Source organism: Nocardia cyriacigeorgica (assembly GCF_029868385.1).
GTDB classification, from domain to species: Bacteria; Actinomycetota; Actinomycetes; order Mycobacteriales; family Mycobacteriaceae; genus Nocardia; species Nocardia cyriacigeorgica_F.
This window is the reverse complement of sequence record NZ_JARWNX010000059.1, coordinates 75,557-91,203: the sequence shown is the minus strand read 5'-3', so window position 1 is coordinate 91,203 and position 15,647 is coordinate 75,557. Positions and strand designations below refer to the sequence as shown.

Annotated in this window: 16 protein-coding genes; 2 read left to right on the top strand and 14 right to left on the bottom strand. The window is 65.9% G+C overall.

The features are described 5' to 3' along the window. Positions 1 to 16: 16 nt before the first annotated feature. The 4 genes from QH168_RS20380 to QH168_RS20365 all read right to left on the bottom strand — a co-directional run bounded on the left by QH168_RS20380 (position 17) and on the right by QH168_RS20365 (position 2,878). On the bottom strand, positions 17 to 172 hold the full coding sequence (locus QH168_RS20380) for a hypothetical protein (RefSeq protein WP_280236340.1): 156 nt from the start codon (positions 170 to 172) through the stop codon (positions 17 to 19). A gap of 149 nt (positions 173 to 321) precedes the next feature. Then, entirely contained in the window at positions 322 to 1,590 is a 1,269-nt protein-coding gene (locus QH168_RS20375) for an MFS transporter (RefSeq protein WP_280236339.1), read from the bottom strand. A gap of 452 nt (positions 1,591 to 2,042) precedes the next feature. Continuing rightward, positions 2,043 to 2,516 (bottom strand): SRPBCC domain-containing protein, encoded by a 474-nt coding sequence (locus QH168_RS20370; protein WP_280236338.1) that lies wholly within the window; start codon positions 2,514 to 2,516, stop codon positions 2,043 to 2,045. Then, positions 2,513 to 2,878, bottom strand: coding sequence for an ArsR/SmtB family transcription factor (locus QH168_RS20365; RefSeq protein WP_280236337.1), 366 nt, complete (start codon positions 2,876 to 2,878; stop codon positions 2,513 to 2,515). The genes QH168_RS20370 and QH168_RS20365 overlap by 4 nt, the downstream gene beginning before the upstream one ends. 112 nt (positions 2,879 to 2,990) lie before the next feature. Here QH168_RS20365 and cutA point away from each other — a divergent pair, with 112 nt between their 5' ends. Continuing rightward, complete coding sequence (gene cutA / locus QH168_RS20360; RefSeq protein ID WP_280236336.1) at positions 2,991 to 3,329, top strand: divalent-cation tolerance protein CutA; 339 nt, start codon at positions 2,991 to 2,993, stop codon at positions 3,327 to 3,329. A gap of 79 nt (positions 3,330 to 3,408) precedes the next feature. Here cutA and QH168_RS20355 read toward each other — a convergent pair whose 3' ends face one another. From QH168_RS20355 to QH168_RS20310, 10 genes are all read right to left on the bottom strand, one after another. Next, positions 3,409 to 5,145 (bottom strand): GMC family oxidoreductase, encoded by a 1,737-nt coding sequence (locus QH168_RS20355; RefSeq protein ID WP_280236335.1) that lies wholly within the window; start codon positions 5,143 to 5,145, stop codon positions 3,409 to 3,411. Between the two features lie 95 nt (positions 5,146 to 5,240). Beyond that, a complete protein-coding gene (locus QH168_RS20350) occupies positions 5,241 to 5,702 on the bottom strand; it encodes a PIN domain-containing protein (protein WP_280236334.1) in 462 nt (153 codons plus the stop codon). Beyond that, positions 5,699 to 5,929 carry a ribbon-helix-helix domain-containing protein gene (locus QH168_RS20345; RefSeq protein ID WP_280236333.1) on the bottom strand — a complete coding sequence of 77 codons (231 nt, stop codon included), beginning with the start codon at positions 5,927 to 5,929 and terminating at the stop codon, positions 5,699 to 5,701. Before QH168_RS20345 ends, QH168_RS20350 begins: the two co-directional genes overlap by 4 nt. A 63-nt stretch (positions 5,930 to 5,992) precedes the next feature. Continuing rightward, on the bottom strand, positions 5,993 to 6,607 hold the full coding sequence (locus tag QH168_RS20340; protein ID WP_280236332.1) for a TetR/AcrR family transcriptional regulator: 615 nt from the start codon (positions 6,605 to 6,607) through the stop codon (positions 5,993 to 5,995). A 4-nt stretch (positions 6,608 to 6,611) separates the two neighbouring features. Beyond that, positions 6,612 to 7,394 (bottom strand): enoyl-CoA hydratase family protein, encoded by a 783-nt coding sequence (locus tag QH168_RS20335; RefSeq protein WP_280236331.1) that lies wholly within the window; start codon positions 7,392 to 7,394, stop codon positions 6,612 to 6,614. A gap of 131 nt (positions 7,395 to 7,525) precedes the next feature. Continuing rightward, a complete protein-coding gene (locus QH168_RS20330) occupies positions 7,526 to 8,686 on the bottom strand; it encodes an acyl-CoA dehydrogenase family protein (RefSeq protein ID WP_280236330.1) in 1,161 nt (386 codons plus the stop codon). Between the two features lie 82 nt (positions 8,687 to 8,768). Continuing rightward, complete coding sequence (locus QH168_RS20325) at positions 8,769 to 10,781, bottom strand: acetyl/propionyl/methylcrotonyl-CoA carboxylase subunit alpha (protein ID WP_280236329.1); 2,013 nt, start codon at positions 10,779 to 10,781, stop codon at positions 8,769 to 8,771. A gap of 11 nt (positions 10,782 to 10,792) precedes the next feature. Continuing rightward, complete coding sequence (locus QH168_RS20320; RefSeq protein WP_280236328.1) at positions 10,793 to 12,391, bottom strand: acyl-CoA carboxylase subunit beta; 1,599 nt, start codon at positions 12,389 to 12,391, stop codon at positions 10,793 to 10,795. Beyond that, a complete protein-coding gene (locus QH168_RS20315; RefSeq protein ID WP_280236327.1) occupies positions 12,388 to 13,536 on the bottom strand; it encodes an acyl-CoA dehydrogenase family protein in 1,149 nt (382 codons plus the stop codon). Before QH168_RS20315 ends, QH168_RS20320 begins: the two co-directional genes overlap by 4 nt. A 2-nt stretch (positions 13,537 to 13,538) precedes the next feature. Next, positions 13,539 to 15,257, bottom strand: a complete 1,719-nt coding sequence (locus tag QH168_RS20310) for an acyclic terpene utilization AtuA family protein (RefSeq protein WP_280236326.1) — start codon at positions 15,255 to 15,257, stop codon at positions 13,539 to 13,541. Between the two features lie 219 nt (positions 15,258 to 15,476). Here QH168_RS20310 and QH168_RS20305 point away from each other — a divergent pair, with 219 nt between their 5' ends. After that, on the top strand, positions 15,477 to 15,632 hold the full coding sequence (locus QH168_RS20305; RefSeq protein WP_014353372.1) for a hypothetical protein: 156 nt from the start codon (positions 15,477 to 15,479) through the stop codon (positions 15,630 to 15,632). Positions 15,633 to 15,647: the final 15 nt, after the last annotated feature.

Below are 15,647 nucleotides of genomic sequence, written 5' to 3'. Positions count from 1 at the left end.
CCGGCACCGCTCGCATCTAGTCCGCGGTGTCCGCGTCGGACAGCGACACCGGACGACGCATCTCGAGCCGGAACAGCTTCTCGAACTGACCCGAGGTCAATTCCGTGGCCCGGCTCAGGATCTCACTGTTCCCCGGCGCTTCAAGATCTACAGGCATGGTTGGTGCTGTCATTTCATTCCTCCCTTAAACGGGACGAATTCCCGCCCCGTACAACCGAATCTAGCGTCGGCCCCAATGTCCGTCAAGAACGAAAATGTTGCCTCTTGTCATGAATACCGTTGTGCCATAGTCTTTTTCATGCCTGTAATGCCGCCGGTCGGTCAGTCGTCGACCTCCCACTCGGGCGGGAGTGTGCGATGAGTTCGCAACGGAGATGTCAATAGCAGAATGATGGGCGTCGTCATCACGGCGACGCCTACCCATAGGGTGACCTGCGCCGACCACACACCGGCGATAAGCCCTCCGAGGAGGGCTCCGAATGGCGTGGCACCCTGTGTGACAACGCCGCTGGCCGCCGTTACGCGACTCAGGTATCTATTCGGGGTAACTCGGGCGCGAAGTCCCGCTGCGGCTACCGACCGGCCGACCAGAACAACTCCGAGCAGGACCTGAGACACAGCGACGAGCACGACAGCCTGGCCGCGGAACACCCCGGCAAGAGGAATGGTCACCATTGCGAGCGGCGCGAGGCCGGAGAAAACCATTGTCATGCGGATCTCGCCTATCCTGCGGCGCAACGCCGGACAGACCAGAGAAGCCGCCAGACCGGAGACCGCGGCGAGTGAGCTCAGCACGCCGAACAGCCACGGCTCGATTCCCAGTGTTTTCAACAAGAAGTATGCGGTGGCCGACATGATGATGCCGGCGCCGAGATTGTTCAGGGCGGTCTGCCCGAGCAGGAGCCGCAGCAACGGTTGGCCGACCACAATCCGCACACCGTCGGCTACCTCCTTTCGGAAGTGCCGTTCCGGCTTCGCCAGACGCACCGGCTCGGACGGTTTCATCCGGCGTATCAGTGTTGCCGAAAAGAACTGGAAGGTCGCTGCGGCGCCGTACAGCACGGGGGCGGCGACCGAGTGTGAAACAGCGCCCGCAATGGCAGGAGAGACGGTGCTGATGGTGTTGTCGGCGGTCTCCAGGCGCGCCTTGGCGTCGGCCACGCGCTTCTTCGGAAGCAACAGAGGAAGGACGCTGGTGTGTGCGATGCTGAAGAACACCCCTGCGACACTGAGTACCAAAGCCACTACCATGAAGTGGACGATCGTCAGGACACCCATGAAGTAGGCCAGGGGAATGCTGGCGAGAGCGACGGTGTAACCGACTTCTGCTGTGAGGAGAACAGATCGCTTGGGCCACCGATCGATCCACACCCCCGCAGGCAAACCGACGAGCAGGTATCCGGCCTTGCCACACATGGCGATGAAGCCCATTTGCAGCGGAGAAGCCCCCAGCATCGTGACAGCGGTGACCGGCAGGGCGAAACCCGCGATCTCACCCGCAGTGCCACGTAGTCCATTTGCCATCCACAACCTGCGGAAATCGGGCACACGAAGGACTTCGGTAGAGATTTCCTCAGCCGTAGCCGTCACCTAGTACTCCTTCTGCACCATGCCGGAGATCGAGCCGGGAATTGCCGAGCCCGGCGCAGGACGCTCGAAGCTCATCGGTCAGGACTTCGCTCTCCCGATCGCAACGGCCGATCACACGGCAGATGATTGCGATCGGCTATCGGTGATCTGTACCGCATACAACGGGCGTACCGTTGCCATGGCTCCCCTCCCCCATGTGATGACTCCCAGTGCAATACCGACCGGATCAGTCACGCCCCCAATATCGTTCAGAGCAGCGCTCCGCGTTGAACGCTACCGATCGCAGCGGGTGATGGCAAGCTTTTCGACGCGGCTGCGGTCAGGCACCGACCTCACCGCGGCCACGGCGTCTCACCACAACCGGGGATCGTACTCACCGACCGATCGCGGCGGGCCGGTGCCCGAAGCAGCGGCCGCGCACAACCGTCCGTCGAAGCGAGTGCGTCAACAGGCTAGGCCTGGGTGCTGAGGTATCGGGCGAGGGTATCGACGAGTTCGCGGGTGCCTTCCTCACGCTGGGCGCCGGTGTCGAAACCGTCGAGGTGGGCGCCGAATTCGACAAGGGTGAGCTTGGTTCCGGCGGTGGTCGGTTCGAATTCCCAGGTGGCGACAGAGGTGGAGATGTGGTCGCCGTTGATCCACATGTCATAGGTGTAGACGAGGCGTTCGTTATCGATGATGTCGGTGTAGGTGGCGACGAAACGGGAGGTCAGCTTCTTTTCGAAGGTGCCTTCGTTGATCTCGCGGCCACCGACCCGGAAGTCGAGCGAGACCTCGCCCTGCTCCCATCCTTCCTCGCCACCGAACCATTTGCTCTTGGTGACGGGGTCGGCGAATGCCCGGAAAGCGACGTCGGGTGCGACGGGCACTTCGCGCTCGATGGTGAACTGGGCGTGGTTGATGGAGCGGGTCACGGTGTCGGTCATTGTTCTTCTCTTTCTGTAGTGGTCATTGATTCGGTCAGTAGTGCCTCGAGTCGGTCCATTTGCCGCTCGGCCGATGGACGTTGCCGCCGCAGCCAGTCGATCGCGGACCCGAAGGCCCCGGGAACCAGCTGGTAGGTACGCACCCGGCCGATCTTGGCCGAGCTGACGATCAGCCCCGCTTCCAGCGCTTTCAGGTGCTGGACGATCGTCGGCATCGCGACATCGAACGGCTCGGCCAACTCCGACACCGAGGCCGGTCCCCGCGCCAGCCGTTCGACGATCGCCCGACGAGTCGGATCGGTGACCGCCCGGAACACACTGTCCAGGCCACCGTCCGGCTCATCGCGTGAATACTTAGGCACATACCTAAGTATTCACGACGATGCCCGTCCGCGCAACCCCGGAAGTCGAACTACCGCGAATTCGCTCGACCGGAGCCGCGGTCCTGCGGTCGCCTCGAGGGACGATTGCCTCATGACCGACGAAGTCGTAGACGTGACCATCAGCGCCGGTGACCCCGAGTGGCTGGCCGAGTTCACCCGGCGGCTGGTTGCCGACCGGCTGGCGGCGTGCGGGAACATCATTGCCGGGGTGCGATCGATCTATCGGTGGGACGGGGCGGTGCACGATGACGCCGAAACGCTGGTCGTGCTGCATACGCGGCGGTCACTGGTGGATGCGATTATCGAGCGGGCCGAGGCCGAACATGCCGATGAGACGCCGCAGGTGCTCGCCGTTCCAGTGGTGCAGGCACATCCGGGATATCGGCAGTGGGTGCTGGATTCGACCGTCGAGCCGACGCTGGACGCCTGATCTGCCGCGAAACAGGTGGACGGCGTGCGGCTGTTTTCCGGTTATCCAGCGGCGATGGTCGACCCTGCGCCGACTCTGATCAGGCCCCGACCCCGTCGGGTTCGGACGCGCGTTGCGAACCGAAACCGACGATCGGCAGACGCAGCGCCGCGGGCGCGTGCGCTGGAACCACGGGATGGCGTGGGGGGACCGGTGGGAGACGTCGATGCGGAGTGCCCATCGGAGGTCGGGTGTCGGCCTCACCGTTGTTGGGCCAGAGCGCGGCGGCGCGTTCGGCCTGCGCGACGATGGTGAGCGAGGGGTTGACGCCGAGGTTGGCGGAGATGGCCGAGCCGTCGACGATGCTGAGGGTCGGATAGCCGTAGACGCGGTGATAGGAGTCGATGACGCCGTGCTCGGGGTCGGCGCCGATGGCGCAACCGCCGATGAAAAGAGCGGTCATCGGGACGTCGAACAGGTCGGGCCAGGTGCTACCGGCGGTGGCGCCCAATTTCTCGGCGACGCGGCGGGTGGCTTCGTGACCTGCGGGGATCCAGGTGGGATTGGGTTCGCCGTAGCCCTGTTTGCTGGCGAACTTGCGGCCGAACAGACCGCGGCGGGTGGAGGTGGTGATCGAATTGTCCAGCGACTGCATGACCAGCAGGATCAGGGTGCGTTCGCTCCACTGACGGGTACGTAGCAGGCGCGCGGTGCGGATCGGCTGTTTCAATGCCAGCGGCAGTACCCGTACCCACGGCGGAATCCGATGACCACCATCGATCAGATAGGTCTGCAATAAACCCATCGCGTTGGAACCCTTGCCGTAGCGGACGGGTTCGACATGGGTGTCTGGCGTCGGATGGAACGACGATGTGATCGCGACACCGCGCGTGATGTCCATATCCGGGTCGATCTCGGTGCGCCCGGCGCCGAGTATGGCTTCGGAATTGGTGCGGGTCAGCACACCGAGCCGTTTCGACAGACCGGGCAGCACGCCGGTATCGCGCATCGCGAACAGCAGCCGCTGCGTTCCCCAGGTTCCGGCGGCCAGCACCACCCGGCCCGCACTGAAGGTGCGCCGACCGCGACGGGTCCAGGATCCGGTGCGGTGGGTGTCGACCAGCCAGGTGCCATCCGGTTGCGGGCGGATCGCGGTCACCGTCGTCATCGGATGCACCTGCGCCCCGGCCTGTTCGGCCAAACCGAGATAGTTCTTGACCAGCGTGTTCTTCGCGCCGTGGCGACAACCGGTCATACATTCACCGCATTCGATACACCCGGTGCGGTCGGGCCCGACACCACCGAAATACGGGTCGGCGACGGTCTTGCCGGGCTCGCCGAAATACACCCCGACGGGAGTGGGCACGAAGGTCTCGCCCGCACCCATATCGGTGGCGACAGCTCGAATGATGTCGTCGGCCGGGGTCATATGCGGGTTCCGCACCACACCGAGCATCCTCTTCGCCTGCTCGTAGAACGGGCCCAATTCGTCATCCCAATCGGTGATATCGGCCCACTGCTGATCCGCGAAAAACGCGGGGCCCGGTTTGTAGAGGGTGTTGGCGTAATTCAGCGAACCACCGCCGACACCCGCACCCGCCAGGATGAAACAATCACGCAGCCGGTGAATGCGCTGGATCCCATAGCAGCCGAGCTTGGGCGCCCACAGATAGCGGCGCATATCCCAGTTGGTGGCGGCGAATTCGGCATCGGTGAACCGGCGGCCCGCCTCCAGCACCCCGACCCGATAGCCCTTTTCGACCAACCGCAACGCGGTGACGCTGCCACCGAACCCGGACCCGACGATCAGCACGTCGACATCGAGCGCACCGCTCATCTGACACCTCCGGCGCCGACGTTAACAGCCGTGGACGTGCGGGTTCACAAGATTGTGCGGTATCGCAAAGTGTTCGTGTCGCGGACTCCGACGCATCACAACGGAGATGCGCCGGGTCCATCCTGGATCAACAGCTGAAACGACGAGAACGAGGGTGTCAGTGGCGCCACCGCGCGGAAGTCACGTTCGTCGAGGGTGACGATCGCGTTGGTCAGATACCGTTCGGCGACAACGATATTCACCGCGTCTGCCAAATCCAGCCGTAGCCCACCGTATTGCGTGATGAGCCGTTGCGCGACGCGGAGGTCGTGATGATCCACCGGCGGCACAAGAATGGCGCCCTCTTCCGCCGAGGTCAGCAGATCGTCGAGGACGAGGTCGGCGATACGACGGTCCTTCCCGAACCGCGCGATGAGTAGATGATCCACCTCGTCCAGAACCAGCGGAGATACGACGGCGACCGAGGTGGCCAGCAACTCCCGGACTGTGTCCTGCTGCGGCGCGGCATTGTCATAGGCGGCGATGAGTGCCGAGGTATCGGCGATGAAGAAGCTCAACGCTCGTAGGCGGTGCGCAGGTGCTCATCGGCCTTCGCGGCGAACTGCGGATCACCGGAATCGAACGACGGCCACTCCCGTTTCCGAGGCGTCCGAGGCGCTCGCAGCAAGACCAGATCGATACCTTCTCGAATCAGGTCGGCTTCGGAACGACCCGCGGCCTCGGCGGCTTGCTTGAGACGCGACGTCTGCTCCTGGTCCAGGTAAACGCTCGTCTTGACCTTCATGAACGTAGGGTACCACGTAGGGCATTCACTGGTCGCGTACGAATTACCGGCCGACCTGCACCGCTAGCGCGTGCCCTCCAGCGCCGAGTGCAACGTCACCGCCCACTGGTGCACGATCTGCTTCCGACGCACGGAATCGTCGGTCAATACGTCGGCGAGGCCGAGGCCGCGAGCCATATCGAGGGTGGCCTGGACGAGGTGGTGAGCTACCGGGTCGGCGTCGTCGACGCCGAGCGCTTCGACCGCGCGGCGATGCGAGATCCGGCCGAAGCGTGCCTCCAGCGGGACGATGCGTTCACGCAGGGCCGGGTCGGCGGCGGCGTGGGTCCACACCTGGAGCGCCGCCTTGAACAGGGGGCTGGTGTAGGACTCGACCAGGCCCGCGACCACGGCCTCGGTGCGTCCGACGCCGACGGCGGTGGCGGCGACCGTCTGCGCTTCCGTTTTCGCCTGCTCGGTCCTGGTGTCGAACATGAACTCGAGGGCGGCGGTGATCAGGTCTTCCCTGGTGGGGAAATGGTGCTGGGCCGCACCACGCGACACCCCGGCGCGCTCGGCGACCACGGCCACCGTCGCGGCCGCCCAGCCCATCTCGGCCAAGCAGTCGATGGTCGCCTCGAGCAGCCGCTGCCGGGTGGCCCGGCTACGGTCCTGCTTCGGTTCGTGGGGTGTCGCCATGGGCTTATTGTGCCCAGCTCGGCGGACGCTTCTGTAAGAAGGCCGTCATGCCCTCGATCACCTCGGGGGTGCCGAAGAAGCTGCCGGAGCGTTGTGCCAGCTCCTCGGCTTCCGCGTCGAATCCGGCCAGCAACTGTGCGTTGACCAGCCTTTTGGATTCGGCCAGCGCCTGCGGCGAGCCTTTGCGCAGCTCACCGCACAGCCGCCGCACCTCTGCGGCCGCGTCGTCGGCGGCGATGGTGATGAGCCCGATCTGCTGCGCGACGGCGGTGTCGAACTTCTCACCGGTGAGGTAGTAGCGACTTGCCGCGCGCTGATCGAGCTTGGGCAGCAGGGTCAACGAGATCATGAACGGCGCCATGCCGATGCGGACCTCGGTGAGCGCGAAGCTGCTCGACGGACCGGCGACCACCAGATCACACGCGGCGATGATGCCCATGCCGCCGGCGCGCACATTGCCGTCGATCCGGGCGAGCACCGGTTTCGGCGCGGCGACGAGACCGCGCAGCACATCGATCATCTGCCGGGTGCGTTGATCGGCCGCGGTGGCCGGATCGGAGTTGGCGGCCTCGCTCAGATCCGCCCCGGCGCAGAAGGTGTTGCCGGTGTGGGTGAGCACGATGCCGCGTACCGCGGAATCCGCTACGGCGGCGTCGATTCCGGCCAGTAGCTCCCGCACCAGCTTGGATGACAGCGCGTTGCGGTTGTGCGGTGAATCGAAGGTCAGCGTCGCGAATCCGTCGGCGACCTCGTATCGCACGAACGGAGTTTCCGTTGCCTCGCTCATGTCTGCACCTTTCCGGCGTTCGGCGTCGACACGCTCGATGCCTCGGCTGTGGTGGATGTTCGCTCGCTGCGCGCACTCATCCGAATCTCCATTCCGGCCCCGCACCCGACGATGCGGGGCCGCAATCGACATCAGTAGGACTTCGGCAGACCCAGCGAATGCTGGGCGACGAAGTTGAGGATCATCTCCCGGCTCACCGGAGCGATCCGAGCGATCCTGGCGGCGCCGAGCATGGCAGCCAAACCGTATTCGCGGGTGAGACCGGCACCGCCGTGGGTCTGGATGGCCTGGTCGAGAGCCTTGATGCTGGCCTCGCCCGCGGCGTACTTGGCCATGTTCGCGGCCTCGGCGGCGCCCATCTCGTCACCGGCGTCGTAGAGCGTCGCGGCCTTCTGCATCATCAGCTTGGCCTGTTCCAGCTCGATCTTCACCTGCGCCAGCGGATGCGCGATGCCCTGGTGGGCGCCGATCGGGGTCTTCCAGACCGTGCGCTCCTTGGCGTACTCGACGGCCCGGTCGATGGCATAGCGGCCCATGCCGACGGCCATCGCGGCGCCCATGATGCGCTCGGGGTTCAGCCCGGCGAACAGCTGCATCAGCGCGGCGTCCTCCTTGCCGACCAGGGCACCGGCGGGCAGCCGGACATCGTCGAGGAACAGGGTGAACTGGTGGTCCGGTTCGATGATGTCCATCTCCTGCGGCGTCTTGTTGAAGCCGGGAGCATCGGTGGGAACGATGAACAGGGCGGGCTTGAGCTTGCCGGTCTTGTGATCCTCGGTGCGGGACACGATCAGCACGGCCTCGGCCTGGTCGACACCGGAGATGAAGATCTTGCGGCCGTTGAGGATCCAATCGTCACCATCGCGGCGCGCCGTGGTGGTGATCTGGTGCGAATTGGAACCCGCATCGGGTTCGGTGATGCCGAAGACCATCTTGCCGGTGCCGTCGGACAGTTTGGGCAGCCAGGCCGCTTTCTGCTCGTCGGTGCCGTATTTGGTGATAATGGTGCCGCAGATGGCCGGGGAGACCACCATGAGCAGCAGGCCCGCGCCCTGGGCGGCCAACTCTTCCATCACCAGCGCCAGCTCGTACATGCCCGCGCCACCGCCGCCGAACTCCTCGGGCAGGTTGACACCGAGGAAGCCGAGCTTGCCCGCCTCCGCCCACAGTTCGTCCAGCGGCTCGTTGGCACGCGCCTTGGGCAGCACGTAGTCGCGGTAGTTGTACTTCGAGGCGAGCGCGGCGACCGCGGCCCGCAGTTCCTTGCGCTCGTCGGATTCGATGAAGCTCATCCGCATTACTCCTGTGTCTGATGTGTCATGGGCGGGAGCCCTACCTGGTTACGCTTCGCTGCCGCCCCCTGGCCCGGCCCGCTCATGCCGGATCTTCCGAGGGCTCGTCGACGACGGCGAGCACGGCCCCCACCTCGACCTGCTGGCCGACCGCGACATTGAGGGCACTGAGCACACCGGTGGCGGGAGCGAGGATGGTGTGCTCCATCTTCATCGCCTCCAGCCACAGGATGGGCTGACCGTGTTCGACCCGATCGCCGACCACGGCACCGACCCGGATCACGCTGCCCGGCATCGGCGCGAGCAGCGATCCGGCGGCCACCTGATCGGCCGGATCGGTGAACCGCGGCAGCCTGCGGACCGCGACCGGACCGAGCGGCGAATCGACACAGACGAGATCGTCATAGCGCGAGATCTCGAACTGCCTGCGCACCGGACCGCGTTCACCGGGCACGCTCAACACCACGCGTTCGGGCGCGAGATCGACCAGCTCGAGACCGTCGTGGCCTTCGACCCGCACACCCGTTCGGGTGAACCGGTAACGCACCTCGTGCGTTCCGCTGGTGCGGCTCTCATACGATTTGGTCTGCGGTGCGGAGGCGAGATTGCGCCACCCGCTGGGCATCGCGCCGCCGACCCGAGCGGCCCGCCGATTGGCCGCCGCGTCCGCGAGTGCCGCAGCGACGATCGATAGTGCCTCATCGGCCTCGCCGGTCAGCGGTGCGGACAAGGCGTCGAGTCCGTGCGTGGCGAAGAACGCGGTATCGGTATCACCGGCGAGGAACGCCGGATGCCGCAGCACTCGCACCAGCAGATCACGGTTGGTGACCAGGCCGTGGATCTTGGCCCGCTGCAAGGCGGTGGCCAGCAGATGTGCGGCCTCGGCGCGGGTTTCGGCGTAGGAGATCACCTTGGCCAGCATCGGGTCGTAGTGCACGCCCACCACCGAACCGTCGACAACGCCGGTATCGAGCCGCACTCCGCTCTGCTCGAGCACGGTGAATTCGCCTGCGGTGAAGGGGACGTCGAGTTTGTGTACCGGCCCGCTCTGCGGCTGCCAGTCGTGGGCCGGGTCCTCGGCGTAGAGCCGGACCTCGATGGAATGACCGCGCTTGGCGGGCTGGGTCGAGGGCAGCGGCAGACCGGAGGCGATCCGCAGCTGCCACCGGACCAGATCGAGTCCGGTGGTCTGCTCGGTGACCGGATGCTCCACCTGGAGGCGGGTGTTCATCTCCAGGAAGAAGAACTCCCCCGACTCATCGGCCAGGAATTCGACGGTGCCCGCGCCCTCGTAGCCGATCGCCTCGGCCGCGAGCCGCGCCGCCTCGAACAGCCGATCCCGCATGCCGCCCCCCGCCGCGTCGATCTTCTCGACCAGCGGCGACGGCGCCTCCTCGACCACCTTCTGATGACGACGTTGAATCGAGCATTCCCGCTCGCCCACCGCCCAGGTGGTTCCCGCGGTATCGGACAGGATCTGGACCTCGATATGGCGTCCGGTCTCCAGGTACCGCTCACAGAACACCGTCGGATCGCCGAACGCGGATTCGGCTTCACGCCGTGCGGCCTCGATCTGCCCGGACAACTCGCTCAGCTCACGCACCACGCGCATACCGCGTCCGCCGCCACCGGCCGAGGCCTTGATCAGCACCGGCAGATGCGCCTCGGTGACCTCGGCCGGGTCGAGTTCGGCCAGCACCGGAACCCCGGCGGCGTCCATCATCTTCTTGGACTCGACCTTCGAGCCCATCTGCTCGATGGCGGCCACCGGCGGACCGATCCACACCAGACCGGCGTCCAGGACCGCGCGCGCGAATTCGGCGTTCTCGGAAAGAAATCCGTATCCGGGGTGGATGGCGTCGGCTCCTGCCGCGTTCGCGGCCTCGATGATCAGCTCACCGCGCAGGTAGGTCTCACCGGGCGTATTGCCGGGCAGCCGGATCGCGGCATCGGCCTCGGCCACATGCGGTGCGTTCGCGTCGGCGTCGGAATACACCGCGGTGGTGGCGATGCCCATCCGACGGCAGGTGGCGAACACCCGGCGCGCGATCTCACCGCGGTTGGCGACCAGAACATTGGTAATCGCTGTAGTCACGGCCGTCCGCCTCACATTCGGAAGACGCCGAAGCCCTCGGCGCCCTGGATCGGAGCTGTATGAATGGCCGACAACGCCATTCCGAGCACGGTGCGGGTATCGCGGGGATCGATGATGCCGTCGTCGAAGAGCCTGCCGGACAGGAACATCGGCATCGCCTCCGCCTCGATCTGCGCCTCGACCATCGCCGCGAGACCGGCGGCGGCCTCCTCGTCGAACGGCATGCCCTTGGCCTCGGCCGCGCCGCGCTGCACGATGGTGAGCACGCCGCCCAACTGCGCGCCACCCATGACCGCGGACTTCGCACTCGGCCAGGCGAACAGGAAGCGCGGGTTGAACGCGCGACCGCACATGCCGTAGTGCCCAGCGCCGTAGGACGCGCCCACCAGCAGCGAGATATGCGGGACCTTCGAGTTGGCGACCGCGTTGATCATCATCGCGCCGTGCTTGATGATGCCGCCGTGCTCATAGTCCTTGCCGACCATGTAGCCGGTGGTGTTGTGCAGGAACAACAGCGGGGTGTTCTTCTTGTTCGCCAGCTGGATGAACTGGGTGGCCTTCTGTGATTCCTCGGAGAACAGCACACCGCGTGCATTGGCGAGGATGCCGATCGGGTAGCCGTTGATCTCGGCCCATCCGGTGACCAGGCTCGAACCGTAGAGTGGTTTGAACTCGTCGAAATCGGAGCCGTCGACCACGCGGGCGATCACCTCGCGCGGATCGAACGGAATCTTCAGATCCGAGGGCACGATGCCGAGTAGTTCCTCGGGATCGTAGAGCGGCGCGATCACCTCGGCGCGCGGCTCCGGGCCCCGCTTCTTCCAGTTCAGCCGCCGGACGATGCTGCGGCCGATGCGGATGGCGTCCTGTTCGTCGGCGGCCATGTAATCGGCGAGACCCGATGTGCGGGCGTGCATCTCGGCACCGCCGAGGGTTTCGTCGTCGGAGTCCTCACCGGTGGCCATCTTCACCAGCGGTGGACCGGCGAGGAAGACCTTCGCGCCCTCCTTCACCATCACCACATAGTCGGACATACCGGGGATATAGGCGCCACCAGCGGTGGAATTGCCGAAAACCAGGGATATCGTGGGGATTCCGGCCGCCGAGGCCTGGGTGAGATCGCGGAACATCGCGCCACCCGGGATGAACACTTCCTTCTGCGTGGGCAGATCGGCGCCACCGGATTCGACCAGCGAGATCACCGGCAGACGGTTCTCCCGGACGATGTCGTTGATCCGCAGCGTCTTACGCAGGGTCCACGGGTTGGAGGTGCCACCGCGCACGGTCGGGTCCGGGGCGACGATCATGCACTCCACGCCCTCGACGACACCGATACCGGCGATCGTCGACGCCCCGACATGGAAATCGCTGCCCCAGGCCGCGAGCGGGCACAGCTCCAGGAATGGCGAATCCTCGTCCAGCAGCAGTTCGATGCGTTCACGCGCGGTGAGCTTGCCGCGCTTGTGATGGCGGGCCACCTTCTCCGGGCCGCCACCGGCGATGGCCTTGGCGAATTCGGCCTCCAGCTCGGTGAGTTTGTCGGACATCGCCTCCGCGGCCGCGGCGTACTCCGGCGACGACGGATCGAGGGTGGAACGGAAGGTCGTCATGACTGGTACCCCAATACTTTCGACGCCAGCATGGTCAGGATTTCGTTCGTGCCGCCGCCGATGCCGATGATGCGGACGTCGCGGTAGATGCGTTCGATCTCGGATTCGCGCATGTAGCCCATGCCGCCGTGCAGCTGAACACCCTGGTTGGCCACCCATTCGGCGGTTTCGACGGCGGTGTTCTTGGCGAAGCACACCTCGGCGATGAGCCCCTGCTCACCGGCGGCGTGCCGTTCGACCAGCGCCCGCGTGTACACCCGCGCCACATCGACCCGCCGCGCCATCTCGGTGAGCGTCATCTGCACCGACTGGCGGCTGATCAGCGGCCGACCGAAGGTCTCGCGGTTACGGCACCATTCGAGGGTGAGATCGAGGGCGCGCTGCGCCTGCGCGTAGGCCTGTACCGCGAGACCGACCCGCTCGCTGACGAAAGCCGTCGCGATCTGGGCGAATCCGGTGTTCTCCGCGCCGACCAGGTTCTCCACCGGCACCCGCACGTCCTCGTAGGACAACTCACCGGTATCGGAGGCCAGCCAGCCCATCTTCTCCAGCTTGCGCGCCACCGTGAATCCCGGCGTATCGGTGGGCACGATGATCAGCGAGACGCCCGCGGCACCAGGCCCACCGGTGCGTACTGCGGTCACCACGAAGTCGGCACGACAGGCCGAGGTGATGAACGTCTTCGCACCATTGATGATGTAGTGGTCGCCGTCGCGGACCGCCGAGGTGCTCAGGTGGCCGACATCGGAACCACCACCGGGCTCGGTGATGGCCAGCGAGCCGATCAGATCACCGGCCAGGGTCGGCTTCACCCAGCGATCGATCTGCTCGGTATTGCCGGAGGCAATGATATGCGGCAGCGCGATACCGCAGGTGAACAGCGAGGCCCAGGCACCGCCGGAGGCACCGGCCTGGTGGAACTCCTCACCGACGATCACCGAATCGATCGAATCACCACCGGAACCACCCGCCGATTCCGCGACGTCGATGCCGAGCAGACCGAGTTCACCGGCCTTCTTGTGCAGTTCACGCGGCAGCTCGCCCGCGCGCTCCCAGGCGTCGAGGTCGGGCAGGACCTCCCGCTCGACGAACCCGCGCACGGTGGCGCGCAGCTCTTTACGTTCCGGCGTATCCCAGACGCTCATGGTCAACCCTCCAGCAGCTCGGTCGGAATGTCGATGTGACGGGAACGCAGCCATTCGCCGAGCCCCTTGGCCTGCGGATCGAAACGGGCCTGATAGGCCACGCCCTTACCGAGCAGACCGGAGATGATGAAGTTCAACGCGCGCAGGTTCGGCAGGACATGCCGGGTGACCTCGAGCGTCGCGGTTTCCGGCAACAGTTCACGCAACCGGTCGACGGTGAGGGTGTGCACCAGCCAGCGCCACTGTTCGTCGGTGCGGACCCAGACGCCGATATTGGCGTCCCCGCCCTTGTCACCGCTGCGGGCCAGCGCGATCGTGCCGAGCGGCACGCGCCGGGTGTCGTTCGCCGCCAACGATTCCGGCAGTTCGGGCGTGGGAACCGGCTCCAGTGCCCGTGTTTCGGCCGCCTGCGCGATATCGACCCGGTTGCCGTCCGCCAACACCGCGATATGCGGCACCTCACCCGCATCGACGAAGCCGGGGGTGTACACGCCGTAGGGCGAACCGTTGCCGGGCAACGTGGTGAAGCTGCACCCTGGATAGCTGGCGAGCGCGAGTTCGACGGCGACGCTGGAGAAGGCCCGACCCACCTTGTTCGGATCGGGATCGCGAACCACACAGCGCAGCAGGGCGCTGGCCTGTTCCTCGGAGTCGGCGTCGGGACGGTCGAGGCGGGCGAGGGTCCAGTCGAGTTCGGCCGGACGCACCGTCAACCAGGATTCCAGCTGACGTTGCGCCAGTTCGGCTTTCGCTTCGATATCGAGTCCGGTGAGCACGAACTCCATCTCGTTGCGGAATCCGCCGAGGGTATTGAGCGAGACCTTCAACTGCGGCGGCGGCGCCTCACCGGTCACGCCACTGATCAGCACCCGGTCGGCGCCCTCCTGCTCGACCCGGATGCTGTCGAGCCGGGTGGTGACATCGGGTCCGGCGTAGCGCGCGCCCTGGATCTCGTACATGAGCTGGGCCCGCACCGTGTCGACGGTGACGGCGCCACCGGTGCCCGCATGTTTGGTGATGACGCTGCTGCCATCACGGCGGATCTCGGCGATCGGGAAACCGGGGCGACCAAGATCGGCCAGTTCGGTGAAGAAGGCGTAGTTGCCGCCGGTGGCCTGCGTACTGCATTCGATGACGTGCCCCGCCACCACGGCGCCCGCGAGCCGGTCGTAATCGGTGCGCTCCCAACCGAAATGGGCAGCTGCCGGACCGACGATCACCGAGGCGTCGGTGACACGGCCGGTGACCACGATATCGGCGCCGGAGTTCAGACATTCCACGATGCCCCACGCGCCGAGGTAGGCATTGGCGGTGAGCGGGGAGCCGAGGTCGAGTTCGGCGGCGCGAGCGGCGAGATCGTCGCCCTCGACATGGGCGACCTTGGCCTCGAGGCCCAGTTCGGCGGCCACCTTGCGCAGTTTCTCGGCCAGCCCGGCCGGATTGAGCCCGCCCGCATTGGTGACGATCTGCACGTTGCGTTCCAGCGCGAGGCCGAGGCAGTCCTCGATCTGCTTGACGAAGGTCTTCGCGTAGCCGAGGCTCGGATCCTTCATCCGGTCCCTGCCCAGGATCAGCATGGTCAGTTCGGCGAGATAGTCGCCGGTCAGCACGTCGAGCTGCCCGCCTTCGAGCATCTCGCGCATTGCGCTCAACCGGTCGCCGTAGAACCCGGAACAGTTGCCGATCCGGATCAGGTCCGGATCGTCGGCCAGCCTACTCATCAGCGGGTATGCCTCCTGTCGCGCTGGATCGGGCCGTCGCTGGGATCACCACGGCGCCGCACGGCGCCCTGGATCCGCGTACGCCACCAGCATCACAGCCGACCCTGAAAAAATCAAGCTTGCGTGCTTGTTAATCGGCGGTTATCGTCCGCGATGGATTCACGCAGGCGAAACGGGCCGGGCGCGGCCGGGCGGGAGCGAGACGGCACAATCGGCAGCATGTCCTCCGATGTCGCCGTGGTCTTCCTCTTCGCTCTCGCCGGGTTCCTCATCGGCGGGGCGTATACCACGTGGAAGACCGCACGCCCGCTCGCCATCGCGCTCGGCGTATGCGCGGTGCTGGCGGCGGTCGGCGCGGTCGTCTGGTTGATCTGAGCGGGCGTCCAGCTC

Excerpts from the sequence above, each read along its gene's own strand:
- QH168_RS20380 (WP_280236340.1), bottom strand. The coding sequence starts at position 172 with ATGACAGCACCAACCATGCCTGTAGATCTTGAAGCGCCGGGGAACAGT.
- QH168_RS20370 (WP_280236338.1), bottom strand. The coding sequence starts at position 2,516 with ATGACCGACACCGTGACCCGCTCCATCAACCACGCCCAGTTCACCATC.
- cutA (WP_280236336.1), top strand. The coding sequence starts at position 2,991 with ATGACCGACGAAGTCGTAGACGTGACCATCAGCGCCGGTGACCCCGAG.
- QH168_RS20355 (WP_280236335.1), bottom strand. The coding sequence starts at position 5,145 with ATGAGCGGTGCGCTCGATGTCGACGTGCTGATCGTCGGGTCCGGGTTC.
- QH168_RS20345 (WP_280236333.1), bottom strand. The coding sequence starts at position 5,929 with ATGAAGGTCAAGACGAGCGTTTACCTGGACCAGGAGCAGACGTCGCGT.
- QH168_RS20340 (WP_280236332.1), bottom strand. The coding sequence starts at position 6,607 with ATGGCGACACCCCACGAACCGAAGCAGGACCGTAGCCGGGCCACCCGG.
- QH168_RS20335 (WP_280236331.1), bottom strand. The coding sequence starts at position 7,394 with ATGAGCGAGGCAACGGAAACTCCGTTCGTGCGATACGAGGTCGCCGAC.
- QH168_RS20330 (WP_280236330.1), bottom strand. The coding sequence starts at position 8,686 with ATGAGCTTCATCGAATCCGACGAGCGCAAGGAACTGCGGGCCGCGGTC.
- QH168_RS20320 (WP_280236328.1), bottom strand. The coding sequence starts at position 12,391 with ATGACGACCTTCCGTTCCACCCTCGATCCGTCGTCGCCGGAGTACGCC.
- QH168_RS20315 (WP_280236327.1), bottom strand. The coding sequence starts at position 13,536 with ATGAGCGTCTGGGATACGCCGGAACGTAAAGAGCTGCGCGCCACCGTG.
- QH168_RS20310 (WP_280236326.1), bottom strand. The coding sequence starts at position 15,257 with ATGAGTAGGCTGGCCGACGATCCGGACCTGATCCGGATCGGCAACTGT.
- QH168_RS20305 (WP_014353372.1), top strand. The coding sequence starts at position 15,477 with ATGTCCTCCGATGTCGCCGTGGTCTTCCTCTTCGCTCTCGCCGGGTTC.